This is a genomic window from Streptomyces sp. SL06 (assembly GCF_058244745.1).
Window position 1 is genome coordinate 2,329,247 of record NZ_JBSYOT010000002.1, and the last position, 26,393, is coordinate 2,355,639.

Here is a 26,393-nt window from a genome sequence, read left to right on the forward strand (position 1 = left end):
AGTACCTGAATCCGCACATCACAAAGGCCCGGATCCCTTTCGGAATCCGGGCCTTCATGGGTCGCTCGCACGTAGCTCACGACTTCAGTAGCGGGGACAGGATTTGAACCTGCGACCTCTGGGTTATGAGCCCAGCGAGCTACCGAGCTGCTCCACCCCGCGCCGTTGTGTTCACAACCCTAGCACGGCGCGGGGTGGGCTCTGACCAGCTCGAACGCCCGGCTCGTGGCAGCGGGGTCAGCCGCCGCCCGAGCTTTCGGCCGGGGTCGGACTGGCACTGGCGCTGCCGTCCCCGGACTCGTCCGCGTCGTCCCCGTTCTTTCCACCGGCGCCCTGGTCGGCCTTGGCCTGTGCGTCCTCGGCCCGCTTCAGCGCCTCTTCCAGATCCTTCTGCGCCTTGGCGTACGCGGCCAGGTCCTTCTGCTCCAGAGCCTTCTGGCCGGCGTCGAAGGCCTTCTGCGCGTCGCCCAGGGCCTCCTTGACCGTCGGGTTGGTCGACGTGGGCGGTGGTGGCTCCGTCGTGTCGTCGCCGGTGTCCGGGGGTGGCTGCGTATCGGCCGCCTGGGCTCCGAAGACCTTGTTGAGCGCGGCGTCGAGTGTGTTCTCGAAGGCGGTGTTGCCCCCGTAGCTCACCAGGATCTTGCGCAGCAGCGGGTACTTGAGGTCGCCACCGCGGACGTAGACCGGTTCGACGTAGAGCAGTCCTCCGTCGAGCGGCACCGTCAGCAGGTTGCCGTACTCGACCTCCGAGTCGCCGCCTCTCAGCAGCCTGATGGACTCGGCGATGTCCTGTTCGGAGTTGAACTGGCTCTGGACCTGTTTGGGTCCGTCGACGGTCGTACTCGTCGGCAGTTTCAGGATTCTGATCTTGCCGTAGCCCTCCGTCCCCGCCTCGGCGTCGACCGCCATGAACGCACTGAGGTTGTCGCGTCCGTTGGGCGTGAACGTCGTCGTCAGCGAGAACGACTGCTGATCCTGGTCGGGCATCTTCATGCTCAGGTAGTACGGCGGTACCGCGTCACCCGACTTGTTGGTCGGGTCGTCCGGCACCTGCCACACCTCACTGCCGCTGAGGAACGTGGTGGCGTCCTTCACGTGGTAGCGCGTGAGCAGTTCGCGCTGGACCTTGAACAGGTCCTGCGGGTAGCGCAGATGCGCCATCAGGTCGCTGGAGATCTCGCCCTTGTCCTGCACCGTGTTGGGGAACGCCTTCATCCAGGTCTTCAGGACCGGATCCTTGGTGTCCCACTGGTAGAGCTTGACGTCACCGCTGTACGCGTCGACGGTCGCCTTCACGGAGTTGCGGATGTAGTTGACCTGGTTCTGCTGGGCCACCACCGCGCGCGAGTTGTTGTTGGCGGTCAGCGAGTCGGCGGTGGTGTCGCCGAGCGTGGTGCGGGAGGCGTACGGATAGCCGTTCGTCGTCGTGTAGGCGTCGACGATCCACTGGATACGGCCGTCCACCACCGCCGGATAGGCGTCGCCGTCGATGGTCAGCCACGGGGCGACCGCCTCGACGCGCTCCTTGGGCGTGCGGTTGTACAGGATCCGCGAACCCTCGCCGATCGCGCCGGAGTAGAGGATCTGCGGTTCGCTGAACGCCGCGGCGTAGGCCGCACGGTTGATCGGGCTGGACAGGTCGACCCCGCCGTCGCCCTTGTAGCTGAACGTCTTCTCACCGTTGTCGTCGGAGTAGTCGATCTCCTTCTGGGGACCGCCGACGATCGAGTAGGTGGTGGTCTTCTCGCCGTAGTAGACCCGCTGCTCGTACGTGCCGAGGTCCCCCTCGGACGGCAGGTTGGACTCGGTGAAGACCGGGCGGCCCTCGGCGTCGACCTGCGTGCCCTTGGCCGCGACCACGCCGTAGCCGTGGGTGTAGCGGAAGTGGTTGTTGATCCAGTTCTTCTTCGGGATCCCTGCGAGGTTCAGCTCGCGCAGACCGATGACCGTGTCCTGGTCCTTGCCGTCCTTGGCATAGCGGTCGACGTCCAGATTGGTCGGGAACGCGTAGTAGTTACGCATCTGCTGGAGCTGCTGGAACGTCGGCGAGATGATGTTCGGGTCCATGATCCGGATGGACGCGGCGTCGTCCGCGTCGTCCCGGAGCTTGGTCTTGTCCTTGGTCTCGCTCCTGCCCGGGTACTCGGCGACCTGGGTGCCCTCGATGCCGTAGGCGTCGCGCGTGGCGGCGAGGTTCTTCTCGACGTACGGCGCCTCCTTGGCCTGCTCGTTCGGCTGGACCTGGAACTTCTGGACGAGCGCCGGGTACAGGCCGCCGATGAGGATCGCGGAGAGCACCATCAGGCCGAGGCCGATCACGGGCAGCTGCCAGGTGCGCCGCCACAGGGTGGCGAAGAACAGCAGCGCGCAGATGACGGCGATGCAGAACAGGATCGTCTTGGCCGGCAGGTAGGCGTTGGCGTCGACGTACCTGAGACCCGTCCAGTTGTCGGTGGCCTTGAAGTCGCTGGACTTCACCGCCAGTCCGTAGCGGTCGAGCCAGTAGGCGATGGCCTTGAGGGCGACGAAGACGCCGATGAGCACCGACAGATGGCCGGTCGCGGCGGCCGTGGCACGCGCACCGGGGCTGGTGACGCGCAGCCCGCCGTACAGGTAGTGGGTGAGCGCGGCGGCGATCACGGAGATGATCACCGCGGCGAACCCGAAGCCCAGCAGGAACCGGTACCAGGGCAGGTCGAAGGCGTAGAAGGAGACATCCAGCTTGAACTGGGGGTCCTTCTGTCCGAAGGGCACGCCGTTGACCCACATCAGCCAGGTCCGCCACTGGCCGGACGCGGAGGCGCCGGCGATCAGGCCGACCAGGGCGGTGATGCCGAGCAGCAGCCACTTCTTGTACGGGGCGATGCCCATCCGGTACCGGTCGAGGTTCTGCTGCTCCATCGACATGGCGCTGAGCGGCGGCCGCAGGCGGTGGGCCAACCAGATGTTGAACCCGACGGCGAGCGCCATCAGCAGACCGAAGACGAAGAAGAGCCCGATCTTGGTCCACAGGGTCGTCGTGAACACCGACGAGTAGTGGACCGACCGATACCACAGCCAGTCCGTCCAGAATCCCGCGAACATGGTGAACGCCATGGCAAGCACGGCGAGGACACCAAGTGTCATCAGCAGGGTTCGGACACGCCGGGACGGGCGGCCCACTCTGATCCGCGGCCCCGTCGGGGGGCCTCCGCCGCGGTCCGGCATCTGGAAAGCCAAGGTGCGCACCTCGAAGTTCGCTGTTGGTCCGTCAGGCCCTCGGGTTCGCGGGCCTCCCGTGCGCCCCCGGGATCGTGGGCCCACACCTATGCAACTTACTCATCGTTTACTCGGTTCCCGATTCGGGCGATTAACGAGGCAGGATTGTGACCATGTCCAACACCCCCATGGCAGCGAGCCCCCTCACCCGGGCCGTACTCGAGATCGACGAGTACGTCTCCGGCCTGGGCTGGGACCAGCCCGCACGCCTCTTCGCACTTGTCGACACCGCACGGCTGAGGGCCGATCAGCCCTCGCTCGCGGACCGGCTCGGTCTCCAGGAGGAGCCGGAGAGTTCCGGCCTCACCCCGATCGAGCAGGACGAGATTCCCATGGACCAGCCGCTCGACGAGTTCCTGGGCACCATCGCCTGGCCCGACGCGGTGGTCGGCTGCGCGCTCGCCGTGGAACGGCTGATGCTGCCCCCGTCGGCCGAGGCCCAGGTACCGGAGGGCCTGAACGAGGCGAAGCTGGCGCAGTGGGTGGCGCGGCACCCGGACCGCCAGGAGGTCCGCATGACGGTCGCGGTCCTGCGGGACGGCGCCCGTGACTCGGCTCTGCGGCTGCGGGAGAAGGACGCCGCCACGGAGGTCCTCACGGGTTCCGACCTGGTGCCGGGTCTGGCCCAGGCGTTGACGGCGACCTTCGAGGAGTAGCCTCGCCGGCCGGGTGCGCAGGCCCGCCGCGTCACCCGGTCGTACAGGTCTCCAGGTCCGCGGTCTTGCCCGACCTGATGTCCCCCAGCGCGCCCAGGGCGTCGTCGATGGTGTTCACCTTCACGAGGGTGAGCCCGTCGGGGATGTCCCGGGCGGCGGCCGAGCAGTTGTCGGCGGGCGTCAGGAAGTACTGGGCGCCCTTGTCGCGCGCGCCGATGGTCTTCATGCCGATGCCGCCGATCGGGCCGACCTTGCCGTTGTCGTCGATCGTCCCGGTGCCGGCGACGAACTTGCCGCCGGTGAGGTCACCCGGGGTGAGCTTGTCGTAGATGCCCAGGGCGAACATCAGACCGGCGCTCGGGCCGCCGACATCGGCCAGCTTGATGTCGATGGAGAACGGGAAGGTGTGATCGGTCCCGGCGGAGATCCCGACGATGGCGCGCTTCTCGCCGGTGTCGTCGGAGGCCTCGGTGGTGATGGTGACCTGCTCCGTACCGGTGGGCGTCCGGCCCTCCTTCTCCGCGGCGGCCTGCTCCTTGGCGGGCACGATCGTGAAGGCGACGTCCTGTCCGGGCTTGTGCTTGGTCACCAGTTCGGCGACGTTGGTGGGCTTCTTGACGGCCGTGCCGTCCACGGCCCTGATCACGTCACCGGCGTGCAGCCTGCCCTCGGCCGGGGAGTCCTTGACGACCGTGGAGACGACCACCCATGACTTCACCGGGATGTCGAGAGCCTTCAGGGCGGCGACCTTCGCGCTCTCCTGGGACTGGTTGAACTCCTCCGCGTTCTCCTGAGTGGCCTCTTCCTCGGTCTTGCCGTCCGGGTAGAGGGTCTCGTGGGGCACCACGCTGGTGTCGTGCGCCAGCCAGCCGTAGACGGCCTCCACGAGGTTCATCTTGTACTCGGCGCTGGTGACCCGGACGGTGGTCATGTTCAGATGACCGCTCGCGTCGTAGCTCTTGCGACCGGTGATCTGCAGCACCGGCTCGCCGTCGTGATCGCCCAGGGTGTTCACCGTCGGCCCCGGGGACATCTCCGCGTACGGCACGGGGATGAACACACCCGCGCACAGAAGCGCGATCAGCATCAGGGTGGAGGCGAGCATCGTCGCGGTGCGGCGTGGCATGGCACGACAGTACGGGACTCGGCTGTCAGAACACCGTCAGGGCGGAGCACCCGGTCAGGCACCGGTGCGCGACTTCTCCATGGCCTCGCGGAACCGGGCGTACCCGTCCAGTTCGGGACCGTCGCCGCGCGCCTTGCGGGTCCGATTGACCCAACTGCCCCACAGACTCGCACCGACAGCGGCCACCAACGGAATCAGCAACCAGGCAAGCGCTCCCATGCCGACCTCCCAACCCCATGAGCGTCCGCAACGGACTGATCAGCAGATTAACCATCCGTAGTGACAACGCTCACGCCGGGGGCCCGGTTACGCAACCGGAGGTACGCGGGCCGGCCCGGCGGCCGTCAACAGGCGCCCACCCACTCCTCGGTGCCGTCGGAGAAGGTCTGGTGCTTCCAGATGGGCACCTCGTGCTTGAGGTCGTCGATCAGCTTGCGGCAGGCCTCGAACGCCTCTCCCCGGTGCGGGCAGGACACCGCGACGACCACGGCGAGATCCCCGATCTCCAGGTCCCCCACACGGTGGACGGCCGCGAGCGCCCGCACGGGGTGGTCCGCGACGACCTTCTCGGCGATCCGCCGCATCTCGGCCTCGGCGCTCGGGTGGCACGAGTAGCCCAACCGGTCGACTTCGGCACCCCCGTCGTGGTTGCGCACCGTCCCCACGAACAGCGCGGTCCCGCCGGCCGCGTCGTCCCCGACGGCACGGAAGACCTCGTCCACGGACAGGGGCGTGTCCCGGACGGCGATCAGCTTGACGGGATCCTGCGCGGCCGCCTCACCGGGGTGGTCGTTGGTGGATGCCATGCGTCCATCGTGCCCCACGGCACGGACGGCGCGGAATAGCGTGATCGTCCGGCACGCGCGCGTGCCGCGTTGGAGTCTCCTACAGCCCCGGACCGCGGCGAGGGCGACGGCCCTCCGGGGCCGCCCGTGGCACTCAGATCCGGCGCCGGGCCTTCCGCGCCCGCCGCACCACCGCGGCCGCGCCCAGCAGCGCCACCGTCGCGCCCGCGGCCCCCGCCGCCGTCGCGTCCTTGCGTCCGAGGCGCCGCCCGGCGACCGTGTGCCGCCCGGCGACCTCCTCCAGCAGCTCCGCGAGCACCTCCTCGTTGGTGTACTTCGGCCGCCATCCCGCGTCGTGCAGCCGGCTGCCGCTCACCACCCAGGGGTACATGGTGTACGCCAGGTCCCCGGCCGGGGACGGTGTCAGTCCGATCCGGTGCAGCCGGGCCGCCGCGCCGAGCGCGACCGCGGACGGCAGTTCCATCCGCCGGATCCCGCTCAGCTCCTCGACCTCCTCCTGCTCCAGCCATCCGTCGCAGCCGACGGCCAGTTCCCCGTCGGCCTTCTCCAGGACGGCGTACTCCAGGGCACTGCACAGGTCGTCGACGTGGCAGAACTGCCAGGCGGGCCGCGATCCGGCCACGACGAGCAGCCGGGGCGACTCGAAGTACCTGGTCAGTGCGGTGTCGACGCCCCCGACGAGTACCGCGGGCCGGACGACGGTCACATTGAGTCCGGGATGCGCCCGGGGCGCGCGCCGGGCGAGCCGCTCGATCTCCAGCAGGTCGCCGACGCCGGTGGCCTCGGCGGTGGCGCGCAGCTCGGCGTCCTCGGACAGCGGCAGCTCGTTGTCCGGGAGGGCGCCGTAGACCATCGCGGAGGTGCACAGCACGACCCGGTGCACGCCGGCCGCCGCGGCGGCGGTCAGGACGGTCTGGGTCCCCCGGACGTTGTAGGCCGTCCGGGCGGCGGCGTCGGTCTCCAGCTCCAGGTCGACCGCCAGGTGCACCACGACGTCCGTACCGCGCAGCCGCTCGGCGATGGCCGGGTCCCGTACGTCCAGGATCTGCCACTGTGCCGCCGCGCAGTCACCGCGCCGTTCGTCTATGGCGACGACCTGTCTGACCTCGTCGGACGCGGCGAGCCGCTCGGTGAGCAGCGCTCCGACGCCGGACGCGGCACCGGTGACCGCGACGACGGGTCCGCGCGCGCCGGGGCGGGCGGAACTGGTTGACTGGTTTCGCGCTGCGCGAACCTGCGGATCTGGGGAACTCACCGGGCGTCTCCAGCGGTTGTCTTCAGTACGGGCGCGAGCGACGCGTACGTACCAGGTGGCATCCATCCTGCCGCAGGCCGTCAGTCGGCGAAGCACCGAGGCCCGAACCGCCCCGGGTGTCTACGCTGGGTGGTGAAGTCGGGCAGCCGTGCCGCCGGAAAGAACCGGCGGCCCTACCAGCCGAGGAACCCCGTGAGTGACACCCCATTCGGATTCGGCCTTCCGCCGGAGGAGCCGGACGACGGCGACGAGGGCAAGAAGAAGGACCAGCAGGGCGGCGGTGGTCAGGGACCGGCCAACCCGTTCGGTTTCGGGTCGTCCGGAGCCGGTGGCCTTGGCGGCCCCGGTGCGGACAATCCGTTCGCCGCCATGTTCGGGTCCATGAACCCCAACGACCTGGGCGCCGCGTTCCAGCAGCTGGGCCAGATGCTCTCCTACGAGGGCGGCCCGGTGAACTGGGACATGGCCAAGCAGATCGCCCGCCAGACGGTCGCCCAGGGCACGCCGGACGGCCGGAAGGACGCCAGCGTCGGTCCCGCCGACCGCAATGCCGTCCAGGAGGCCGTCCGCCTGGCCGACCTGTGGCTGGACGACGCGACCGCCCTGCCGTCGGGCGCGGGCAACGCGGTGGCCTGGAGCCGCGCGGAGTGGGTCGAGTCGACCCTGCCCGCCTGGCGCGAGCTGGTCGACCCGGTCGCCGAGCGCGTCGGCAACGCCATGGGCGAGGTGCTGCCCGAGGAGATGCAGGCCATGGCCGGCCCGCTGATCGGCATGATGCGGTCCATGGGTGGCGCCATGTTCGGTACGCAGATCGGGCAGGCCGTCGGTGTGCTCGCCGGCGAGGTCGTCGGCTCGACCGACGTGGGCCTGCCGCTCGGCCCGGCCGGCCGGGCCGCGCTGCTGCCGGCGAACATCGAGGCGTTCGGCAAGGACCTCGGCGTGCCGCAGGAGGAGGTGCGGCTGTATCTCGCCCTGCGCGAGGCCGCCCACCAGCGCCTCTTCGCGCACGTGCCGTGGCTGCGCTCGCACCTGTTCGGCGCCGTCGAGGGCTATGCCCGCGGCATCAAGGTCGACACGGCCAAGCTGGAGGACGTGGTCGGCCAGTTCGACCCGCAGAATCCCGAGCAGTTGCAGGAGGCTCTCCAGCAGGGCATGTTCCAGCCGGAGGACACGCCCGAGCAGAAGGCCGCGCTGGCCCGTCTGGAGACGGCTCTGGCGCTCGTCGAGGGCTGGGTGGACGCGGTGGTGCACAGTGCCGCCAAGCCTCGGCTGTCCTCCGCCGACGCGCTGCGCGAGACCCTGCGCCGCCGTCGCGCCTCGGGCGGCCCGGCCGAGCAGACGTTCGCCACGCTGATCGGCCTGGAGCTGCGTCCGCGCCGGCTGCGCGACGCCTCCCGTCTGTGGGCGTCCCTGACGGACGCGCGCGGCGTCGACGGGCGGGACGGCCTGTGGGCCCACCCGGACATGCTGCCGACCGCGACCGACCTGGACGACCCCGACGGCTTCGTGCACCGTGAGCAGCCCGACTTCTCCGAGCTGGACAGGATGCTCGGCGAGGCGGCCGGCAAGCCCGACCTGAAGAAGAGGGACGACCAGGGCCGGGACGAGGCCGACGGCGAGGGTGACGACACCGAGTGAGCCTCCATGACGACGCGGTCCTGGTCCTGAAGGGCCATCCGGACCAGGACGCGCTGCGTCAGGTCTACCTGGACCATCTGGCGGCGCACCCGGACGGCATGTGGAAGTCCTGCGGGGACGGGCACGTCACGGCGAGCGCCCTGGTGATCGACCCCTCGCGCGAGCGGGTCCTGCTGACCCTCCACAGGAAGCTGCGCATGTGGCTTCAGACGGGCGGCCACTGCGAGCCGGCCGACCGGACGCTCGCCGGGGCGGCCCTGCGGGAGGCGACCGAGGAGTCGGGCGTCGAGGGCCTGTCCCTGGCCCCGGGCGGTCCGGTGCGCCTCGACCGGCATCACACGCCCTGCGCCTGGCACCTGGACGTCCAGTACGCGGCGGTGGCTCCGGCCGGGGCGGAGGAGGCGATCAGTGACGAGTCCCTCGACCTGCGCTGGTTCCCCTACGCCGAGGTCGCGGACGTCGCCGACGACTCGGTCGTGCGCCTGCTGGAGGCGACCCTCGCCCGGCTCCGAGGCCGGTAAGGGGCGACCGCCTGGACGATCGCCCCTTACAACCGCGCGTCACGGCGCCGCGGGTTCAGCTCCAGACGTTGCCCTGGTTCTGGCCGCGGGCTCCCTGTTGGCCCATCCCGTACTGCGCGGCCAGGCCGGATCCGATCCGGGCGTTCTGCGGCGGAAGCAGTTCGCTGGGCTGGACGAGCGCGAACCCGCTGCCCATGAAGCTCAGCTCCCAGCCCTCGCCGGTGTTGCCACGGCGCCGCCACACCCCGGAGGAGTGCGTCTGGGCCTGCATCTGCACGCGCAGAGCGGTGGACCAGGCGACGATCGCGTCGGCGTCGCAGTTGACGTACTTGTCGGGCGTCACCCGCATCAGCAGCGGCGCGCCCGAGGTCATGAGGGCGACCCTGCCGCGACCGGTGATGTTGAGCTGGTACTTGCCCGAGCCCGAGATGCCGTACTGGCTGTCCACCGCGATGACCTCGTGGTGCAGGGACGAGTCCATCGCCAGCACATAGCCGCTGTCGACGGTGAGACCGTCCTGCTCGACCTCCATCACGTGGATGTACTGGGCGAGGTTGGCGAGGAAGACCGTGCCCTGCCCGTGGCAGCGCATCAGGTCCAGGCCCTCGCCCGTGTACATGCGCGCGTGTGCCTGGCTGCTGCTCTGGTACTCGGCGTCGAACTCGACGAGCCCCTGGTATGCGACCATCGTGCCCTTGCGGGCGAGCAGGTCGTCGTGGCCCTCCAGGACGACGCGGAGCATGTGCTTGTTCTGCAGGCTCCAGGCTTCCTGGGTCTGCTGGTCGTTGTACGCGAAAAGCGGGCTCTGCATGATGTTCTGGCTCCCCCTCAGCCCCGGACCCGGAGACGGTCGGTGCTGTCCTCGCTGGGCTGGACGACGACGATGCCCTGACCGGAGAAGGCCATCTGGAAGGCCTCGCCGCTGCCGCGGCCGATCAGCGACTGCGCCTTGAAGCTGCGCTTGCCCTTCACCTTGAGGTTCGGGGACCAGGCGACGAGGGCGTCCGGGTCGACGTACGTCTCGTCCTCGCCGTCGCCGCAGTCCACGACGATCGGCTTGCCGCGGGAGGTGAGCGCGACCCAGCCCTGTCCGGAGATCCTGGTGTTCCACAGGCCCTGCCCGGCGAACTTCGCCAGGCCCTTGACCCGCTCCACTCCCCAGGTCAGGTGGGCGTCGAAGGCGAGCAGATTGGTGGCGTTGACGGAGATCCCGTCGCCACCCAGATTGATGACGACGACGTTCGCGCCGTAGTCGGCGAGGTAGAGCAGGCCGTCGCCGGTGCACTTCATCAGGGGCGCGCCCTCGCCGGTCATCCAGTCCTTGGCGATCTGGCGGACGGCCGACGGGTTGGGCTCGTACTGGACGAAGCCCTCGTAGGCGACCATCGAGCCCACGCGCGCGAAGAGGTCGTTCCCGGTCTGCATGGCGACCTTCAGCATGTGGTCGCCGTGGTTCTCCATGCGGGCGGTGACGGGTGCGGGAGCGTAGCCCGCGAGCGGCTGGTTCATGTCGGGCTCTCCCTCAGATCTCGTACGGCTGGACGACGACGAAGCTGCCGGGGGCCGCCCGGAACTGGAGGTTGACGCTCTCGCCCGTGTCGCCCGCGTAGGAGTTGCGCCGCGTCCGCACCTGGCTGGAGACGACCACCTGCGCGGCGGCCGACCAGGCGACCACGGCGTTGCAGTCGGCGAACGTGGTGGGCGTGACCGGCAGCACCACGGGCGTGCCGTGTGTCTTCACGACGATCGTGCCATTGCCCTGGAACTGCATCGTGAACAGCGCGCCACCGGGGATGCCGTGGCCCTCGATGCGGCGGACCTCGTACTGGAGGGTCTCGTCGAAGGCGAGGACGTTCTCGGCGGAGACGCACACGGCGTCACCCTGCAACTCGATGGGGTGCAGCATCGAGGAGTCCTCCGCGAGGAACACCTGCCCCTTGCCGGTGCAGCGCATCAGCTGCATCTCCTGGCCGGTCACATTGCCCACGACCCGGCCGGCGAACCCGGCGCCCTTGTAGCTGAAGTCGACCTTGCCCTGGTAGAGCACCATGCTGCCCTGCCGGGCCAGTACGGGCCGGCCCTCCGCGCCGAGGTCGACGCGGACCAGCTTGCTGTTCTGCAGGGTCCAGCGCTGCCCGGTCTCCGTCTCCCGGAACTGCTGGAGCGCGGCGCTCACACCGGCGCCCTGCGGCGCGCCCTGGGGCATGCCCTGCGGTGCGCCGTGGGAGGCCTGCGGGCCGTAGCCCGGGGGCGGCGTGGGCTGTCCGTAACCGGGGGGCGGGGCGGGCTGCCCGTAGCCCGGAGGGGCGGCCGGCTGACCGTATCCGGGAGGCGGGGCCGGTGCCTGGGGCGGCTGGGGATGGCCGTAGCCGGGAGGCGGCGGCGCGGTCTGGCCGGGGACCTGGCCGTACGGCGCGGGGGCGGGAGCCGGGGGCGGCACCGGGGCGCCGCCGGGCGGCGTGTGCAGGGGCGCGACGATGGTCTGCGCGGCGTGCACGTCCGGGACGGGAGCCGGGGCGGGAGCGACCGGTGGCGTGGCGCCGGGCGGGGGAACGAAGCCCTGCGGCGCGGGGGCGGGGGCCTGCGGCGCAGGAGCAGGAGCCTGCGGCGCGGGAGCGGCGAACGCCGGGGGCGCCGAGGCCTGGGCGGGCGGGGCGAAGCCCGGGGCGGCGCCGGCCTGCGGCTGCTGAGCCTGCTGGGGCTCGGGCGCCTCGTCCTCGGCCACCTCGCCGCCGAAGTTCCGCAGCAGCGCGTCCAGCCCGCCGTCGAATCCCTGTCCGACGGCGGCGAAGCGCCACACGTCCTTCAGATAGAAGTCGCCCAGCATCACGGCGCGCTCGGTGGAGAACTCGGAGCCGTTGAACGGGTACCGGGCCACCTCCTCGCCGCCCGCGACGATCCGGATGTAACCCGGTCCGGCCTGCGACATCTGTCCGGCGCCGTCGATCGTCGCCGTGAAGGACAGCTTCTGGATCTGCGGCGGGATCCTGTCGAGGGTGACCCGGAAGGACTCCGTGTCACCCGCCTGCGCACCCAGCAGCTGGATGGACTCCTCGGGGGTCTTCGGCTGGTTGAAGAACACGAAGTACCGGTCGTCCGACAGCCGCTCCTCGGCATCGAGACCGAAGCAGCTGATGTCGAAGCTCAGCCCGGGGCCGGAAATCTGCACGCCTACGTACAGATCGGTGCCCGCGGTGAGATCACTGATCCTGGCCTTGTGGCCGCGTTGGAATTCCCTGGCCATGCGTTACGACCGTCCCCCATCCGAATGTGAGTGCGTCGCGTCAGGCTAACGGCAATCCCCGACACCGGTGGAAGTCGGTACACACCCGGTACAGAACCCGTGTGCGGCCGTGTCGGACAACCCGGAGAGGGGCGCGCTACTCGTCGCGGACGCCGGGGACGTGCGGCAGCCGGCCGGCGGCGACCACGCCCTCCAGATAGCCCCGGGCCCGCTCGGTGCGCGGATACGCCTCCAGCAGCCGCCAGAACCGGGGGCCGTGTCCGGGGACGAGCAGATGCGCCAGTTCGTGGAGGAGGACGTAGTCGACGACGTACTCGGGCATGCCCTGGAGGCGGTGCGACAGCCGGATGCTTGCGTCGGACGGCGTGCACGAGCCCCAGCGGGTGTTCTGGTTGGTGACCCAGCGGACCGAGCCGGCCCTGGCCCGCCCGTCGAAGTACTGGCCCGACAGACGCTCCGCGCGCTCGGCCAGCTCGGCGTCGCCGAGGACGCGCCTGCTCTCCTGGGCCGCCAGCTTGTCCAGCATGACGCTCACCCAGCGTTGCTCCTCCGCCTCGGACATCCGGGCGGGGATCAGCACGACGGTGCGATCACCCTCGCGGTACGCGGAGACCGTCCGGCGGCGCCGGGTGCTCCTGCGGACCTCGATCGCGCCCGTCCCCGAGCCGTTCGGCGGCGGATTCGTCGGAGTGCGCTGGGGCGCCCCGGCGCGGTGCAGTGGGTCGGCGGACACGCCACGACGTTACCCGCTGCACACGGGGAAGTCCCGGCTCCGGAATGGTTCCGTGCCGATCCGCGGCCTCTCCTTTGATATGGACGACTGATTCGTATGACGAATACCCCCTGCCTGTGGACAACTTTCGACGCCCCGTCGCGCATCCGGGCATGCTGGCACTCGCCGGCGGATTCGCGACCGACCGCAGGACCCGGTACGCGGCAGACCACCGCCGGCGCACGGGGACGTTCGACGACTTCGAGGACCTACGGGGGACCTGGCATGCATCCGATGGTGAAGCCCGCGCTCCGACGCGGCTGGCGCGATCTGAACACCGTGCAGTTCGGCATGACACCGGCCCACGCGCTGACGCTCGCACCGGTGGACACGGCGACGGGCAGTTTTCTGGAGCTGCTCAACGGCACGCGAGGGCCGGCGCTGCTGCGCGAGGAGGGGCACCGCATGGACCTGCCGGACGGGCATGTCGACCGGGTGGTGGAGCGACTGGCGCGGGCCGGTCTCCTCGACGACTCCCGGGGTGGCGGGCCGGCCGCGGAGGCGCTGCGGGAGCGGAAGGAGGTCCTCGACCGGCTCCGCCCCGACCTGGCCTCGCTGTCCCTGACCACCTCCGGGCCGGGAGACGCGATCAGACAGCTGGCCGCCCGGCGCGCCCTGCGGGTGCGGGTGCGGGGCGCCGGGCGGGTGGGCGCGGTGCTGGCCGGCCTGCTGTCGGGCGCGGGCGTCGGCGGGATCGACGTGCGCGACGGCGGGCGCGTCGAGCCGTGGGACGTCGCCCCCGGCGGGCTGCCCGCCGAGTCCGTCGGTGACCGTCGGGACGAAGCGGCCCGCCGTGTCGTCCGCCGGTGCGGTCCCGACCGGCCGCCGCGCCGCGGCCCGACGACGCCCGAGGAGGACTCGCCGGGCTTCTCCCTGGTGGTCGTCGCCCCGCGCGACGATGTCGCGGTGCATACGCCCGACCCCGCCTCCGCGGACTCCCTCATGGCCTCCGGCACCCCCCACCTGTACGCCGGTGTCGTGGAGGGGACCGGTGTCGTAGGCCCCCTCGTGCTGCCCGGCGAGACGGGATGCGCGGGCTGTCTGTACGCGGACCGCACCGACCGGGACCCGGCCTGGCCCCGCCTGGTGGCGCAGTGGCGCTCCGGCCGGCAGCGCCAGGTACGCCCGTGCGACCTCACCCTCGCCACGGCCGTCGCCGGGCTCGCGGCGGCCCACGCGCTCACCTTCCTGGACGGCGGGACACCCTCAAGCGCCGGCACCCGCTGGGAGGTCTCGCTGCCGGGTCTGCGGTGGCACGCGCGGCCGGTCCGGGCACACCCGGCCTGCCCGTGCGGGGCCGCCGGCAAAGGTAACCGGGAACACGTCCCCGGGGACGGGGAACGGCGCGCGACAATGGCTGGGCAAGGGTCGTCAGCCGAACCGCGCCGTGAGGCGGAACCGGCACGGCCGGCTGGGACTTGGAGGGCGCATGTCTGATCTTCCGCGCAAGGCGGTCACCCGGACCGCCAAGCTCGCCGCGCTCCCGCTCGGTTTCGCCGGGCGGGCGACCTGGGGGCTCGGCAAGCGGATCGTGGGCGAGTCCGCGGAAATCGTCGGCCAGCAGCTCCAGCAGCGCACCGCGGAGCAGCTGTTCAAGGTGCTGGGCGAGCTCAAGGGTGGGGCGATGAAGTTCGGGCAGGCCCTGTCCGTCTTCGAGTCGGCACTGCCCGAGGAGGTCGCCGGTCCCTATCGGGCCGCGCTGACCAAACTGCAGGAGGCGGCACCCCCGATGCCGACGCGCACGGTGCACTCCGTGCTCGCGGAGCGCCTCGGGGAGGACTGGCGGGATCTGTTCCTGGAGTTCACGGACAAGCCCGCGGCGGCCGCCTCGATCGGCCAGGTGCACCGGGCGGTGTGGCACGACGGCCGCGAGGTGGCGGTCAAGGTGCAGTACCCGGGCGCCGGTGAGGCCCTGCTGTCCGATCTGAACCAGCTCAGCCGTTTCGCCCGCCTGCTCGGCCCGCTGGTCCCCGGCATGGACATCAAGCCGCTGATCACAGAGCTGAAGGACCGGGTCTCGGAGGAACTGGACTACGACCTGGAGGCGCAGGCCCAGCGCGCCCACGCCGAGGAGTTCGCGGACGACCCCGACATCGTGGTGCCGAACGTCGTCCACCAGTGCGAGCAGGTGTTGATCACGGAGTGGATCGACGGCATCCCGATGTCGGAGATCATCACGGACGGCACACCGGAGCAGCGCGACCGGGCCGGCCAGCTCCTGGCCCATTTCCTCTTCTCCGGACCGGCGCGCACCGGGCTCCTGCACGCCGACCCGCACCCCGGCAACTTCCGCCTGCTGCCCGGCGGGCCCGGCGGCGAGGACGACTGGCGACTCGGCGTCCTGGACTTCGGCACGGTCGACCGCCTCCCGGGCGGACTGCCCGAGCCCATCGGGGAGGCCCTGCGCATGACACTGGACGGCGAGGCGGAGGCCGTCTACGAAATGCTCTGTGCGGAGGGGTTCATCAAGGAGTCGATGGAGCTGGACCCCGAAGCCGTCCTCGAATACCTTCTGCCGATCATCGAGCCGGCCCGGGTCGACGCGTTCGCCTTCACCCGCGGCTGGATGCGGAGCCAGGCCGCCCGGATCGGCGACCCCCGCTCCCCCGCCTACCAGCTGGCCAAGCAGCTCAACCTGCCGCCGTCCTACCTTCTGATTCACCGCGTGACCCTGAGCACCATCGGTGTGCTGTGCCAGTTGGGAGCGACGGTTCGGCTGCGCGACGAACTGGATGAGTGGCTGGTGGGGTTCGTCCCCGAAGACGAGCCGGACGAAGAGGAAGCCGAGGCGGGCGAGGACGTGTACGAGGTGGAGGAGACGGCGGCAAAGGCCTGAGCCGTCCGGAGCCGGACACGCCGTGGGGGCCGGTCCGTCCGGACGGACCGGCCCCCACGGGCAGAGCTTCGCCTCCCGGCCGGGAGACCACCGCTTCGGGTGTGTCGGTTACTGCATGACCGCCATGGCGAGCGCACGCCGGGCGCGCATCGAGGCGCGCTCCGCCCGACGCTGCATCCGGCGGGCGGTCACCAGGCGCAGGGCCCGGCGTTCCCGCTCGGCCTCGTGCAGGCGGTCGTGCATATGCGCACGAGCCAGGGCTTCTGGGATGAGTTGCATCTCGCGGGTCCTGTTCCGACGCGAGTCCTTCGCGTCACTGGTGGTGAAGTCTTCGGGCGTGGAGCCTGCGATGTCGTGGGTGGACGGCTTCATCGGGGCCTGCTTCTGGGGGTCGTACGTGAGGGGGCGGTCGATTGTTCCTGTGATGTTCATGCCGAAACCGGGTTCTTGCGGGGGCGGCCACGGGGCCGCTTCCGGGCTACGACGACACCCTGGACGAACAGCTCGCCACCCCAGACGCCCCAGGGCTCACGCCGCTCCTTGGCACCGGCGAGGCAGGCCTCGATCAGCGGGCAGGTGCGGCAGAGGGACTTGGCGTACTCAACGTCCGCCGGCGACTCGGCGAAGAAGACCTCCGGGTCGTAGGAACGGCACGGGACGGGCACGCCGAGGTTCTCGATGGCTTCGTCGAGCGCGGTGAGCGCAGTGAGCGGGGTCAAGGTGGAGTCCTCCGTGGAGCAGGGCTTGGGGATCTTCTCGAAAGGCGGTACGGACGGGGCGTGCGCTTCGAGTTGCACGGGTGGTCTTCCTCGTCTGGTCGTTCCGGCCGGTCGGCCGGGTGGCGGCTTGGTACCGGGTTCTTTTCTTGTCCCGAGGCGCCTTCGTGTCGTCGTCCCCGTTCGGGGACAAACAGAAGGGCCGCGGATCCCGGGTGGGGTTCCGCGGCCCTGAAGGCGCCGGCCTGATCGGCGATCAGGCTGGATCACTCCAGGGTTCTGGCCCACGGAAGGCCCACATCAGGTGGTGCTGCGTCGTCTGCTTCCGGAATCCGGCACCGGTCGCGGTAAAGGCATAGGCCAGCGCCTGTGCCTTTCCTGCTGCTTCCAGTGCCTTGGTCGGTCGCTCATTGCGCTCACGCACGGGAAGACCCGCGGAGGCAACGGAGACGGAGGCGGCCGGACGCACGGCAGGAATGCCGGGCAGACCGGTGCCCGAGCCGAAGGCGCCGAGCGTGCACAGGGAGACGGCCGGGCGATCGGTCATTTTGACGGTGGAGCTGAAGTTGATGCTGATCACTGGGCTCGCCTCCTCTCGGCGTCTCAAGGGACTGGGATGAACCAGTCCGCGGATATGCAAGTACAACATGGATTCAGGGCCTTCGGGAAGGCCGCTGCTCCCGTGACCAAGAACCTATGGGGATTCCCCGGGCATGCGCAAACTATTTTCCCGACGAGTTTGCGTCAGCCTCCCCCCTCACGTCCCACACCCTCCTGGCCTGCGCAGATGGCCAGGACATCGGCCCCGTAGCGGTTGAGCTTGCGCGCCCCCACCCCCGGGATCCGTGCCAGCTCGCGCTCGTCCTCCGGGACGGACTCGGCGATCGCCACCAGGGTCTTGTCGGTGAAGACGCAGAAGGCCGGCTGCCCACTGCGCCCCGCCTGGACGGCCCGCCACTCGATCAGCCTCTCGTAGACGCCCTCGTCCATGTCGGAGGGGCAGTCCTCACAGCGCATCAGCTTCATCTCACCGGCGCCGGTGAGTGAGCGCCCGCACACCCGGCAGCGGGCGGGGGTCCGCCGGGTCCGTCTCGGGACGGCGGTCGGGGCGCCGCCGCCGAATCCGCGCTCCACGCCTCCGGCGCCGCCGGTGGCCGCGCCTCCGCCCGCCGTGCCCGAGCCGGGCCGCAGGCCCTTCAGGAAGCGGCTGGGCCGGCGGCTCGGCCGGCCGCCGGGCGAGCGGGCGAGTGACCAGGAAAGGTGCAGACGTTCCCGCGCGCGGGTGACGCCGACGTAGAGGAGACGGCGTTCCTCCTCGATCTGCTCGTCGGTCTTTGCGTAGGTGATCGGCATCATGCCCTCGGCGACACCCACCAGGAAGACGACGTCCCACTCCAGACCCTTGGCGGAGTGCAGGGAGGCGAGGGTGACGCCCTGCACCGTCGGGGCGTGCTGGGCGCCCGCGCGCTCGTCGAGTTCCACGACGAGGTCGCTCAGGGTGGCGCCCGCTCTGGCGGTGGCGAAGTCCTGCGCGAGGTTGACCAGGGCGGCCAGTGACTCCCAGCGCTCCCGGACGGCGCCCGATCCGGCCGGGGGCTGCGAGGTCCAGCCCTCTCCGGACAGCACCGCGCGCACCTGCGAGGGCAGGTCGACGGCGTCGTCGAGAAGGGAGTCGTTGCCGCCGAAGCGCGCCGCGGCCCGCAGGGCGCTGTTGGCCCTGCGCACCTCCGGGCGGTCGAAGAAGCGCTCCGCGCCACGCAACTGGTACGGGACACCGGCGTCGGCGAGAGCCTGCTCGTAGGTCTCGGACTGCGCATTCGTCCGGAACAGAATCGCGATCTCGGCCGCCGGAACGCCCGAGTCGACGAGTTCGCGAACGCGGCGGGCGGCGCCCTCCGCCTCGGCCGGTTCGTCGGTGTACTCGGTGTAGACGGGTTCGGGTCCCGCGGGCCGCTGGGAGACCAGTTGCAGACGGTGGTCGGCGGCGCGGCCGCGGGCCTGCGCGAGCAGACCGTTGGCGAGGTGGACGACCTGCGGGGTGGAGCGGTAGTCGCGGACCAGCTTGACGACGGTGGCACCGGGGTGACGGCCGCGGAAGTCCAGCAGATGGTCGGGGGTTGCTCCCGTGAACGAGTAGATCGTCTGGCTGGCGTCGCCGACCACGCACAGGTCGTCGCGGTCACCGAGCCACAGCTCCAGCAGACGCTGCTGGAGCGGGCTCACGTCCTGGTACTCGTCGACCACGAAGTGCTGGTACTGGGCGCGGACCTGCTCGGCGACGTCGTGCCGGTCCTGGAGGACGGCCACCGTCAGCAGGAGTACGTCCTCGAAGTCGATCACGCCGCGCCCGCGCTTGAGGTCCTCGTAGGCGGAGTACAGCTGGGCGATCTCCGCCGGGTCGCGGGGTGCCTCGCGGCCCGCCTTGGCCGCCGCGAGGGCGTAGTCGGCGGGGACGGTCTGGGTCACCTTGGACCACTCGATCTCCGCGGTTGCGTCGCGCAGCTCGCCCCGGTCGAGGCGGATGCGGCAGGCGGCGGCCGCGTCGGCGACGAGCTGGATCTTGCGGTCGACGAGCCTCGGCAGGGAGCCGCCGATCGCTCTCGGCCAGAAGTACTGGAGCTGGCGCAGGGCCGCCGAGTGGAAGGTGCGCGCCTGGACACCGGACGCCCCGAGCTGGCGCAGCCGACCGCGCATCTCTCCGGCGGCACGGTTGGTGAAGGTGACGGCGAGCACGGTGGAGGGCTGAAGGATCCCGGCGCGCACCCCGTAGGCGATGCGGTGGGTGATCGCCCGGGTCTTGCCGGTACCGGCGCCCGCCAGCACGCACACCGGGCCGCGCAGGGCGGTCGCCACCTCGCGCTGCTCGGGGTCGAGCCCTTCGAGCACCGCGTCGGCCGAGTCCGGTACCCGCGGGAAGAGGGTGGAGTGCGTTGCTGCTGTCACACCGCCATGCTGCCAGGTCGCGGGAGACAGGTGAGTCGGCCTGTCCACAGGCACGCACTGATAGTCGTAACAATGCGACCGGCGTCACGTGCCGGGAATGGCCGGGTCACCGCGGACGTTCCCTTCGTGCGACCTCATCCCCGGGCCGCCGTTTCCCGAGTCGCCGAAGGAGCACGAGAGACATGCCGGGCACTGTGACGATGTACAGCACCACGTGGTGCGGCTACTGCCGTCGGCTGAAGAGCCAGATGGACCGTGAGGGCATCGCGTACACCGAGATCAACATCGAGCAGGACCCGGAGTCCGCCGCGTTCGTGGAGAAGGCGAACGGAGGAAACCAGACGGTGCCCACCGTGCTCTTCCCGGACGGCTCGACGCTGACGAACCCGTCGCTGGCGCAGGTGAAGCAGAAGATCGGCGCGTAGAGCGCGTAAAGCGCGTAGGGACGGTACTTGCGTCGTCGAGGGAGCGGGGGGTGGCCCCAGGCCTGGGGCCACCCCCCGCTCCCTCGACGACGCCCTGTCTCAGAACGCGCCGCGCGTCGGCAGTGGCTTGCCGTACCAGAGTTCGATGAGGCGGGCCGCGATCGAGATGCCGTAGGGCGGGAGCACCTCGCCGGACTCGAAGGCGGCGCCCAGTTCGTCGCGGGAGAACCAGCGGGCCTCCTGGATCTCGTCCCCGTCGACGTTGATGTCCGTCGAGGTGGCGCGGGCCATGAAGCCCAGCATCAGGCTGGACGGGAAGGGCCAGGGCTGGCTGGCGATGTACTCGACGGGGCCGACGGTGATGCCGACCTCCTCGTGGACCTCGCGGCGCACCGACTGCTCGATGGACTCCCCGGGCTCCACGAAACCGGCGAGGGTGGAGAAGCGGCCCTCGGGCCAGTGGACCTGGCGGCCGAGCAGGAGGCGTTCGTCCTCGTCCGTGACCGCCATGATCACCGCGGGGTCGGTACGCGGGTAGTGCTCGGCGCCGCAGGCGGGGCAGCGGCGGATGTGGCCCGCCGCGGCGATGACGGTGCGCTCTCCGCAGCGGGAGCAGAACCGGTGCAGGCGCTGCCAGTTCTCCAGGGCGACGGCATGGGCCATCAGGCCCGCGTCCCGGGGCGACAGGAGCAGGCCGGCCTCGCGCAGGCCCGCCGGGCGCGCGGACTGGTCCATGCGGCCGGGCAGGGAGTCCTTCTGGAGGGCGAAGTAGCTGACACCGTCCTCGCCGGTGCCCAGGAAGTAGCGGTGCGCCTCGGTGAGCGGGGCCTCGAAGGACGGGGTCATGACGATTTCGGTGCGCCCGTCGGGCGTCTCGTCGATGAGGACCTGGCCGCCGGAGACCACGAAGCAGCGCGTCGAGGGGTGGCTCCACGCCACCGCGAGCCAGGCCTCGTCGAGGCGCAGGTGGGCGGCGCGGTCGATGCCGCTGGGGGCGGTGAGCGAGATGGGACGGTCGGCGGTGTGGTCGGTCCAGGTGGTCACGGGTGCTTCCAACTCCCCCGGTGATGCGGTCGGTTCGGCAGGCGGTTCAGCGGGTCGTGCGGCGTGGCGACCGGGTCCGGGAGGGCTCGGCGGTGCGGGCGGCCTTTCCAGTGTGCCGCGCGCGGTGCCGGTCCGGACCCGCGCCGTAAGGAGCGCTCACGGCGCGTGGCGCCAGTGCTCCGCCAGGTCGCCCCACAGGTGGGCGGAGGTCTCGGCACCCTTGAGGAGCAGGTCGAGCCGCACCTTCTCGTCGGGGGCGTGCCAGCCGTCGGAGGGGACGGAGATGCCGAGGAAGAGCACCGGTGTCCCGAGGACTTCCTGGAGGTCGGCGGCGGGCCCCGAGCCGCCCTCGCGGGTGAAGCGGACCGGTTTCCCGAAGGCCCGGCCCATCGCGCGGACCACCGACTGCAGCGCCGGGTGGTCCAGGGGCGTCAGGCACGGGCGTGTGGCCGGGGCGAAGGCGATCTCGCAGCGGATCCCGGCGGGGACCTGCTCGGCGGCCCAGGCGCGGACGGCCTTCTCGACCTGGCCGGGCTCCTGGCCCGCGACCAGGCGGAAGGAGAGCTTCACCATGGCGGACGACGGGATGATCGTCTTGCTCCCCGGGCCCTGGTAGCCGCTGCCGATGCCGTTGACCTCGGCGGTGGGGCGGGCCCAGACGCGCTCCAGGGTGGTGAACCCGGCCTCGCCGTGGGCGGCGTACGACCTGGCCGTGCGCAGCCACTCCCGCTCGTCGAAGGGCAGCTCGGCGAAGAGGTCGCGTTCGTCGTCGCCGAGTTCGGTCACGCCGTCGTAGAAGCCCGGGATCGCCACGCGCGCGTGCTCGTCGTGCAGGGCGGCGACGAGGCGGGCGACGGCGGTGGCCGGGTTGGGGACCGCGCCGCCGAAGGAGCCCGAGTGGATGTCCTGGTCGGGGCCGTGCAGTCGGATCTCGCACTCGGCGAGGCCGCGCATGCCGGTGCAGACCGTGGGGGTGTCCTCGGACCACATGCCGGTGTCGGAGACGATCACCGCGTCGGCGGTGAGCCGCCCGGCGCGGTCCTCGACGAGGGCGCGGAAGTGCGGGGAGCCGGATTCCTCCTCGCCCTCGATCAGCAGCTTGAGATTGACCGCGGGGGCGGTGCGGCCGGTGGCGGCGAGGTGGGCGCGGACGCCGAGTGTGTGGAAGAACACCTGCCCCTTGTCGTCGGCCGCACCGCGCGCGTAGAGGCGGTTTTCGCGCAGGACGGGCTCGAAGGGCTCGCTGCTCCAGCCGTCCTCGCGGGCGGCGGGCTGCACGTCGTGGTGACCGTAGACGAGGATCGTCGGTGCCTGCGGGTCGCCGGAGGGCCACTCGGCGAAGACGGCCGGGGCGCCCTGGGTCGGCCAGACCTCGGCGGTCGGGAAGCCGGTCTCCTTCAGCTTGGCGGCGAGCCAGTCGGCGCTGCAGCGCACATCGGTCGCGTGCTCGGGCTGAGCCGACACGGACGGAATGCGCAGCCATTCGGCGAGGTCGTCGAGGAAGGCGGCGCGGTGCTGCTCGATGTACGTACGGACAGCGCTGACAGCATTGTCAACGGGGTGGCTCATACTCACGAGCCTATCGGCCCGCGGGGGTACCCCGATCGTGCGCTTCGTCACCGACCGGCTCGGCCAGCAGCAGGTTTTCCAGCGCGGCGCGGTCCGGCAACCCCTCGGGCCGTACGACCTCGCCGGTGCGTACGTACAGGAAGGCGGCCGTCACCGACTCCAGCGGTACGTGCTGCTGCTCGGCCCAGGCGAGGCGGTAGAGGGCGAGCTGGAGCGGGTCCGCGGTGGCGGCGCGGTTCGTCTTCCAGTCGACGATCTCGTACGTCGCCGTTCTGCCGTCGCCCTCCTTGTAGACGGCGTCGATACGGCCGCGTACGACCCGGCCGGCGAGCGAGAGCTGGAACGGCGCCTCGACGCGGTAGGGGGTGCGGCGGGCGTACTCGGTGCGGTCGAATGCCTCCTTGAGGAACTCCAGGTCCTGTTCGTCCGCGATCTCGGCGTCGCCGCCGGGCAGCTCCTCCGGTTCCAGCAGGGGGAGCGTCAGCGGTTCGAAGCGGGCCTCCACCCAGGCGTGGAAGCGGGTGCCGCGGCGGGCCGCGGGCTGGGGCGGGCGGGGCATGGGGCGGGCCAGCTCCTGGGCGAAGCCGTCCGGGTCGGCGGCCAGGCTCAGCAGCTGGGAGGCGGTCAGCGACGCAGGCAGGGGCACCTCGGTGACGCTTTCGCGAGCACGCAGGAGTTCGCCGCTGAGCGCGTCGAGGTCGCGGTCCCAGGAGGCGGCGGTACGGGCTTCCTCCGGAGTGAGACTGGCTGCGGCGGGCTGCTCGTGGCGGGTGCCGGACCGTCCCGGTTCCCCGGGGTGGGGGCGCGGCGGGGCGGTGGCGCCGGGCTGTCCCGCAGGCGCCGGCCGGTGCGGGACGGCGGGGCGGTCCGGGAGCCGGGAGTCCCGGTCTGCGGGGTCCTCGGTCCAGCCGGGGTCCGGTTCTTCCAGTTCTTCCAGTTCTTCCCAAAGCGGCTCGTCGTCCTCGGGTGGCGGCGGCCAGTCCGGGTCTTCGCCGCGGTCCGGGTCGTGCGGGGCGGCGGCGAGGTCCTCCAGGTGGGCGAGGACCGTCTCGGCGGCGGCCCTGCGGCGGGCGAGTGCCCCGTCGTCCAGGGGCAGCGGCCAGACCTGGTCGGCGGTCGCCGTGTGCAGGACCGGGTTCTCCTCGCCCTCGGCGGGTTCGTCCGCCCAGGCCTCGATCTCGCCGTGTCCGGCGGCGCAGTGCTCGTACAGAGCCGTGAGGAAGTCGGAAGGACCCCGGGGCCTCTTCTGGCTGGGCCCCCACCAGTGGCCGGAGCCGAGCAGCAGGGAGCGGGGGCGGGTGAAGGTGACGTAGCCGAGGCGAAGCTCCTCGGTGTGCTGGTGTTCCTTCATCGCCTCGTGGAAGGCCTTCAGGCCCCGGGAGTCCCAGGATTCGACGTTCGGGCAGGGTGTCGGCGTCGCCGCGCAGGCCGTGCGGCAGCACCTTGCCCTGAGCGGTCCACTTCTCGCGTCCCTGGCCGCTGGGGAAGGTGCCGGTGACCAGGCCGGGTACGGCGACGACATCCCACTCCAGGCCCTTGGCCCTGTGGGCGGTGAGCACCTTGACGGTGTTCTCGCCGCCCGGCAGGGCGTTGTCGAGGCCCTTCTCGTACTGGGCGGCGGTGCGCAAGAAGCTCAGGAAGGCGAGGAGGGTGGCCTCGCCGTCGCTCGCGGCGAAGGACGCGGCGACGTCCAGGAAGTTCGACAGGGTCTCGCGGCGGCGGGCGGCCAGGGCGTGCGGGGACGCCGACAGCTCGACCTCCAGCCCGGTGACGGCGAGGACGCGGTGCAGGACGTCCATGAGCGGGTCGGACAGGGCCCGGCGCAGGTCGCGCAGTTCGGCGGCCAGCCGCGCGAACCGCACGCGCGCGTCCGGCGAGAAGGGCAGCCCGTCGTCGTCCCCGGTGCCGTCCAGCGGCGTCTCCAGGAACGTGTCGAGGGCGTCCGCGAGCGATATCACCTCGGACGGGTCCACGCCCTCGACGGCCTCGGCGAGCCGCCGGTCGGGATCGTCTTCGCCGTCCACGCGCGCGTGGCTGACCAGGAGCCGGGCGCGACGGCCGAGGAGGGCGAGGTCGCGCGGGCCGATGCGCCAGCGCGGACCGGTGAGCAGGCGGACCAGGGAGGCGTTGGCGCCGGGGTCCTGGAGGACCTCGCAGACGGCGACCAGGTCGGCCACCTCGGGCAGATGCAGCAGTCCGGAGAGGCCCACGACCTCGACGGGGACCTCGCGGGCCACCAGCGCGCCCTGGATCTCGGCGAAGTCGGTCGCCGTACGGCACAGGACGGCGATCTCACCGGGTGCCTTGCCGGTGCGCACGAGGTGGGCGACGGAGTCGGCGATCCAGTCGATCTCCTCGGCGTGAGTGGGCAGCAGGGCGCAGCGGACCGTGCCGTCGCGTTCGGCGCCGGGGGCGGGGCGCAGGGCCTCCACGCCCGCGTGCATGGCGCGCAGGGGCTCGGCGAGGCCGTTGGCGAGGTCGAGGAGGCGTCCGCCGCTGCGGCGGTTCTCGCTGAGCGCCTGGCGGGTGGCGGGGCGGCCGTCCGCGTGGGCGAAGTGTTCCGGGAAGTCGTCGAGGTTGGCGACGGAGGCGCCGCGCCAGCCGTAGATCGCCTGGCAGGGGTCGCCCACTGCGGTCACGGGGTGTCCGGTGCCCCCGCCGAACAGGCCCGCCAGGAGGACGCGCTGGGCCACCGAGGTGTCCTGGTACTCGTCGAGCAGCACGACCCGGAACTCGTCGCGCAGCACGCGGCCCACCTCCGGCAGCCCGGCGAGCCGCGCGGACAGGGCGATCTGGTCGCCGAAGTCGAGCAGGTCCCGTTCGCGCTTGGCGGCCCGGTAGCGGATCACCAGGTCGGCGAGTTCGCGGCGCGCGGCGGCGGCCTCGGGGACCTTGCGCAGTTCGGCGTTGCTGAGCCTGACGCTCTCCAGGGAGTCCAGGAGGCCGGCGTCCCAGGCGCGCAGGTCCTCGGGGCGCACCAGGTGTTCGGCGAGTTCGGCGTCGAGGGTGAGGAGGTCGCCGACCAGGTCGGCGAAGGAGCGGGTGAGCGCCGGGTAGGGGCCGGGGGCCTCGCGCAGCACCCGCGCGGCGAGCTGGAAGCGGGTGGCGTCGGCGAGCAGACGGGAGGTCGGTTCCAGCCCGAGCCGCAGGCCGTGGTCGGTCAGGAGGCGGCCGGCGAAGGCGTGGTACGTCGAGATCACCGGTTCGCCCGGCGGGTGGTCGGGGTCGATCACGTCGGGGTCGGTGACGCCTGCCCTGATCAGGGCCTTGCGGACGCGTTCGGCGAGTTCGCCGGCCGCCTTGTTGGTGAAGGTGAGACCGAGGACCTGTTCCGGGGCGACCTGGCCGGTGCCGACCAGCCACACCACGCGCGCGGCCATCACCGTCGTCTTGCCCGACCCGGCTCCGGCCACGATCACCTGCGGGGCGGGCGGCGCGACGATGCAGGCCGTCTGCTCCGGGGTGAAGGGGATGCCGAGGAGTCCCTTGAGCTGTTCGGGATCGGTGATGTGGGCGGGCACGTCACAGAGGCTAGCGGCGGGCACTGACAGCGGGTGCCGGATGGCCTGCCGAGGCGGTGGAAG

Annotated in this window: 21 protein-coding genes, 1 tRNA gene and 1 pseudogene; 6 read left to right on the forward strand and 17 right to left on the reverse strand. The window is 71.3% G+C overall.

Going from position 1 to position 26,393, the window contains the following annotated elements:
* Positions 1 to 88: 88 nt before the first annotated feature.
* Positions 89 to 162 (reverse strand) — tRNA-Met (locus tag AC4IHM_RS10440).
* A gap of 75 nt (positions 163 to 237) precedes the next feature.
* On the reverse strand, positions 238 to 3,207 hold the full coding sequence (locus AC4IHM_RS10445; protein WP_490870800.1) for a UPF0182 family membrane protein: 2,970 nt from the start codon (positions 3,205 to 3,207) through the stop codon (positions 238 to 240).
* 164 nt (positions 3,208 to 3,371) lie between these two features.
* Here AC4IHM_RS10445 and AC4IHM_RS10450 point away from each other — a divergent pair, with 164 nt between their 5' ends.
* Positions 3,372 to 3,914 carry a PPA1309 family protein gene (locus AC4IHM_RS10450; RefSeq protein ID WP_490866792.1) on the forward strand — a complete coding sequence of 181 codons (543 nt, stop codon included), beginning with the start codon at positions 3,372 to 3,374 and terminating at the stop codon, positions 3,912 to 3,914.
* Positions 3,915 to 3,945: 31 nt separating this feature from the next.
* Here the strand turns inward: AC4IHM_RS10450 and AC4IHM_RS10455 are convergent, their stop codons facing one another.
* From AC4IHM_RS10455 to AC4IHM_RS10470, 4 genes are all read right to left on the reverse strand, one after another.
* On the reverse strand, positions 3,946 to 5,040 hold the full coding sequence (locus AC4IHM_RS10455) for a YlbL family protein (protein ID WP_490866793.1): 1,095 nt from the start codon (positions 5,038 to 5,040) through the stop codon (positions 3,946 to 3,948).
* Between the two features lie 54 nt (positions 5,041 to 5,094).
* Positions 5,095 to 5,259, reverse strand: coding sequence for a hypothetical protein (locus tag AC4IHM_RS10460; protein WP_490866794.1), 165 nt, complete (start codon positions 5,257 to 5,259; stop codon positions 5,095 to 5,097).
* Between the two features lie 125 nt (positions 5,260 to 5,384).
* The gene (locus tag AC4IHM_RS10465; protein ID WP_490866795.1) at positions 5,385 to 5,846 is read right to left on the reverse strand and encodes a molybdenum cofactor biosynthesis protein MoaE; all 462 of its coding nucleotides are present in this window, start codon (positions 5,844 to 5,846) and stop codon (positions 5,385 to 5,387) included.
* 133 nt (positions 5,847 to 5,979) lie between these two features.
* The gene (locus tag AC4IHM_RS10470) at positions 5,980 to 7,101 is read right to left on the reverse strand and encodes an SDR family oxidoreductase (protein WP_490866796.1); all 1,122 of its coding nucleotides are present in this window, start codon (positions 7,099 to 7,101) and stop codon (positions 5,980 to 5,982) included.
* A gap of 192 nt (positions 7,102 to 7,293) precedes the next feature.
* Here AC4IHM_RS10470 and AC4IHM_RS10475 point away from each other — a divergent pair, with 192 nt between their 5' ends.
* Positions 7,294 to 8,739 carry a zinc-dependent metalloprotease gene (locus AC4IHM_RS10475; protein ID WP_490866797.1) on the forward strand — a complete coding sequence of 482 codons (1,446 nt, stop codon included), beginning with the start codon at positions 7,294 to 7,296 and terminating at the stop codon, positions 8,737 to 8,739.
* Positions 8,736 to 9,260, forward strand: coding sequence for an NUDIX hydrolase (locus AC4IHM_RS10480; protein WP_490866798.1), 525 nt, complete (start codon positions 8,736 to 8,738; stop codon positions 9,258 to 9,260). The genes AC4IHM_RS10475 and AC4IHM_RS10480 overlap by 4 nt, the downstream gene beginning before the upstream one ends.
* A gap of 55 nt (positions 9,261 to 9,315) precedes the next feature.
* Here AC4IHM_RS10480 and AC4IHM_RS10485 read toward each other — a convergent pair whose 3' ends face one another.
* The 4 genes from AC4IHM_RS10485 to AC4IHM_RS10500 all read right to left on the reverse strand — a co-directional run bounded on the left by AC4IHM_RS10485 (position 9,316) and on the right by AC4IHM_RS10500 (position 13,237).
* Positions 9,316 to 10,071, reverse strand: coding sequence for an AIM24 family protein (locus AC4IHM_RS10485; RefSeq protein WP_490866799.1), 756 nt, complete (start codon positions 10,069 to 10,071; stop codon positions 9,316 to 9,318).
* A gap of 17 nt (positions 10,072 to 10,088) precedes the next feature.
* Positions 10,089 to 10,769: an AIM24 family protein gene (locus tag AC4IHM_RS10490; protein WP_490866800.1), complete on the reverse strand. Its 681-nt coding sequence runs from the start codon at positions 10,767 to 10,769 to the stop codon at positions 10,089 to 10,091.
* 13 nt (positions 10,770 to 10,782) lie between these two features.
* Complete coding sequence (locus AC4IHM_RS10495) at positions 10,783 to 12,504, reverse strand: TerD family protein (RefSeq protein ID WP_490866801.1); 1,722 nt, start codon at positions 12,502 to 12,504, stop codon at positions 10,783 to 10,785.
* A 136-nt stretch (positions 12,505 to 12,640) separates the two neighbouring features.
* Positions 12,641 to 13,237: a M48 metallopeptidase family protein gene (locus tag AC4IHM_RS10500; protein WP_490866802.1), complete on the reverse strand. Its 597-nt coding sequence runs from the start codon at positions 13,235 to 13,237 to the stop codon at positions 12,641 to 12,643.
* A gap of 264 nt (positions 13,238 to 13,501) precedes the next feature.
* On the opposite strand from AC4IHM_RS10500, the gene AC4IHM_RS10505 reads away from it, so the two are divergent.
* Together AC4IHM_RS10505 and AC4IHM_RS10510 are read left to right on the forward strand one after the other, a co-directional pair.
* Entirely contained in the window at positions 13,502 to 14,713 is a 1,212-nt protein-coding gene (locus AC4IHM_RS10505) for a TOMM precursor leader peptide-binding protein (RefSeq protein WP_490866803.1), read from the forward strand.
* Positions 14,706 to 16,112: an ABC1 kinase family protein gene (locus tag AC4IHM_RS10510; RefSeq protein ID WP_490866804.1), complete on the forward strand. Its 1,407-nt coding sequence runs from the start codon at positions 14,706 to 14,708 to the stop codon at positions 16,110 to 16,112. The genes AC4IHM_RS10505 and AC4IHM_RS10510 overlap by 8 nt, the downstream gene beginning before the upstream one ends.
* A gap of 108 nt (positions 16,113 to 16,220) precedes the next feature.
* On the opposite strand, the gene AC4IHM_RS10515 is transcribed toward AC4IHM_RS10510, so the two are convergent.
* The 4 genes from AC4IHM_RS10515 to AC4IHM_RS10530 form a co-directional block, all read right to left on the reverse strand.
* Entirely contained in the window at positions 16,221 to 16,544 is a 324-nt protein-coding gene (locus tag AC4IHM_RS10515) for a putative WhiB-interacting protein (RefSeq protein WP_490866805.1), read from the reverse strand.
* On the reverse strand, positions 16,541 to 16,909 hold the full coding sequence (locus AC4IHM_RS10520) for a WhiB family transcriptional regulator (protein ID WP_490866806.1): 369 nt from the start codon (positions 16,907 to 16,909) through the stop codon (positions 16,541 to 16,543). The genes AC4IHM_RS10515 and AC4IHM_RS10520 overlap by 4 nt, the downstream gene beginning before the upstream one ends.
* Before the next feature lie 175 nt (positions 16,910 to 17,084).
* Positions 17,085 to 17,408 (reverse strand): hypothetical protein, encoded by a 324-nt coding sequence (locus tag AC4IHM_RS10525; protein WP_490866807.1) that lies wholly within the window; start codon positions 17,406 to 17,408, stop codon positions 17,085 to 17,087.
* 164 nt (positions 17,409 to 17,572) lie between these two features.
* The gene (locus tag AC4IHM_RS10530) at positions 17,573 to 19,771 is read right to left on the reverse strand and encodes an ATP-dependent DNA helicase UvrD2 (protein WP_490866808.1); all 2,199 of its coding nucleotides are present in this window, start codon (positions 19,769 to 19,771) and stop codon (positions 17,573 to 17,575) included.
* A gap of 182 nt (positions 19,772 to 19,953) precedes the next feature.
* Here AC4IHM_RS10530 and AC4IHM_RS10535 point away from each other — a divergent pair, with 182 nt between their 5' ends.
* The gene (locus tag AC4IHM_RS10535) at positions 19,954 to 20,196 is read left to right on the forward strand and encodes a mycoredoxin (protein ID WP_004983675.1); all 243 of its coding nucleotides are present in this window, start codon (positions 19,954 to 19,956) and stop codon (positions 20,194 to 20,196) included.
* A 99-nt stretch (positions 20,197 to 20,295) separates the two neighbouring features.
* On the opposite strand, the gene nudC is transcribed toward AC4IHM_RS10535, so the two are convergent.
* The 3 genes and pseudogenes from nudC to AC4IHM_RS10550 all read right to left on the reverse strand — a co-directional run bounded on the left by nudC (position 20,296) and on the right by AC4IHM_RS10550 (position 26,330).
* On the reverse strand, positions 20,296 to 21,240 hold the full coding sequence (gene nudC, locus AC4IHM_RS10540; protein ID WP_490866809.1) for an NAD(+) diphosphatase: 945 nt from the start codon (positions 21,238 to 21,240) through the stop codon (positions 20,296 to 20,298).
* 156 nt (positions 21,241 to 21,396) lie between these two features.
* Complete coding sequence (locus AC4IHM_RS10545) at positions 21,397 to 22,809, reverse strand: dipeptidase (protein ID WP_490866810.1); 1,413 nt, start codon at positions 22,807 to 22,809, stop codon at positions 21,397 to 21,399.
* A 10-nt stretch (positions 22,810 to 22,819) separates the two neighbouring features.
* Positions 22,820 to 26,330: pseudogene (locus tag AC4IHM_RS10550) on the reverse strand (ATP-dependent helicase).
* Between the last annotated feature and the right edge of the window lie 63 nt (positions 26,331 to 26,393).

Coding starts and splice junctions, on each gene's coding strand:
- AC4IHM_RS10465 (WP_490866795.1), bottom strand. CDS start 5,846: ATGGCATCCACCAACGACCACCCCGGTGAGGCGGCCGCGCAGGATCCC.
- AC4IHM_RS10460 (WP_490866794.1), bottom strand. CDS start 5,259: ATGGGAGCGCTTGCCTGGTTGCTGATTCCGTTGGTGGCCGCTGTCGGT.
- AC4IHM_RS10455 (WP_490866793.1), bottom strand. CDS start 5,040: ATGCCACGCCGCACCGCGACGATGCTCGCCTCCACCCTGATGCTGATC.
- AC4IHM_RS10485 (WP_490866799.1), bottom strand. CDS start 10,071: ATGCAGAGCCCGCTTTTCGCGTACAACGACCAGCAGACCCAGGAAGCC.
- AC4IHM_RS10495 (WP_490866801.1), bottom strand. CDS start 12,504: ATGGCCAGGGAATTCCAACGCGGCCACAAGGCCAGGATCAGTGATCTC.
- AC4IHM_RS10510 (WP_490866804.1), top strand. CDS start 14,706: ATGTCTGATCTTCCGCGCAAGGCGGTCACCCGGACCGCCAAGCTCGCC.
- AC4IHM_RS10535 (WP_004983675.1), top strand. CDS start 19,954: ATGCCGGGCACTGTGACGATGTACAGCACCACGTGGTGCGGCTACTGC.
- AC4IHM_RS10515 (WP_490866805.1), bottom strand. CDS start 16,544: ATGAACATCACAGGAACAATCGACCGCCCCCTCACGTACGACCCCCAG.
- AC4IHM_RS10490 (WP_490866800.1), bottom strand. CDS start 10,769: ATGAACCAGCCGCTCGCGGGCTACGCTCCCGCACCCGTCACCGCCCGC.
- AC4IHM_RS10450 (WP_490866792.1), top strand. CDS start 3,372: ATGTCCAACACCCCCATGGCAGCGAGCCCCCTCACCCGGGCCGTACTC.
- AC4IHM_RS10545 (WP_490866810.1), bottom strand. CDS start 22,809: ATGAGCCACCCCGTTGACAATGCTGTCAGCGCTGTCCGTACGTACATC.
- AC4IHM_RS10445 (WP_490870800.1), bottom strand. CDS start 3,207: ATGCCGGACCGCGGCGGAGGCCCCCCGACGGGGCCGCGGATCAGAGTG.
- AC4IHM_RS10505 (WP_490866803.1), top strand. CDS start 13,502: ATGCATCCGATGGTGAAGCCCGCGCTCCGACGCGGCTGGCGCGATCTG.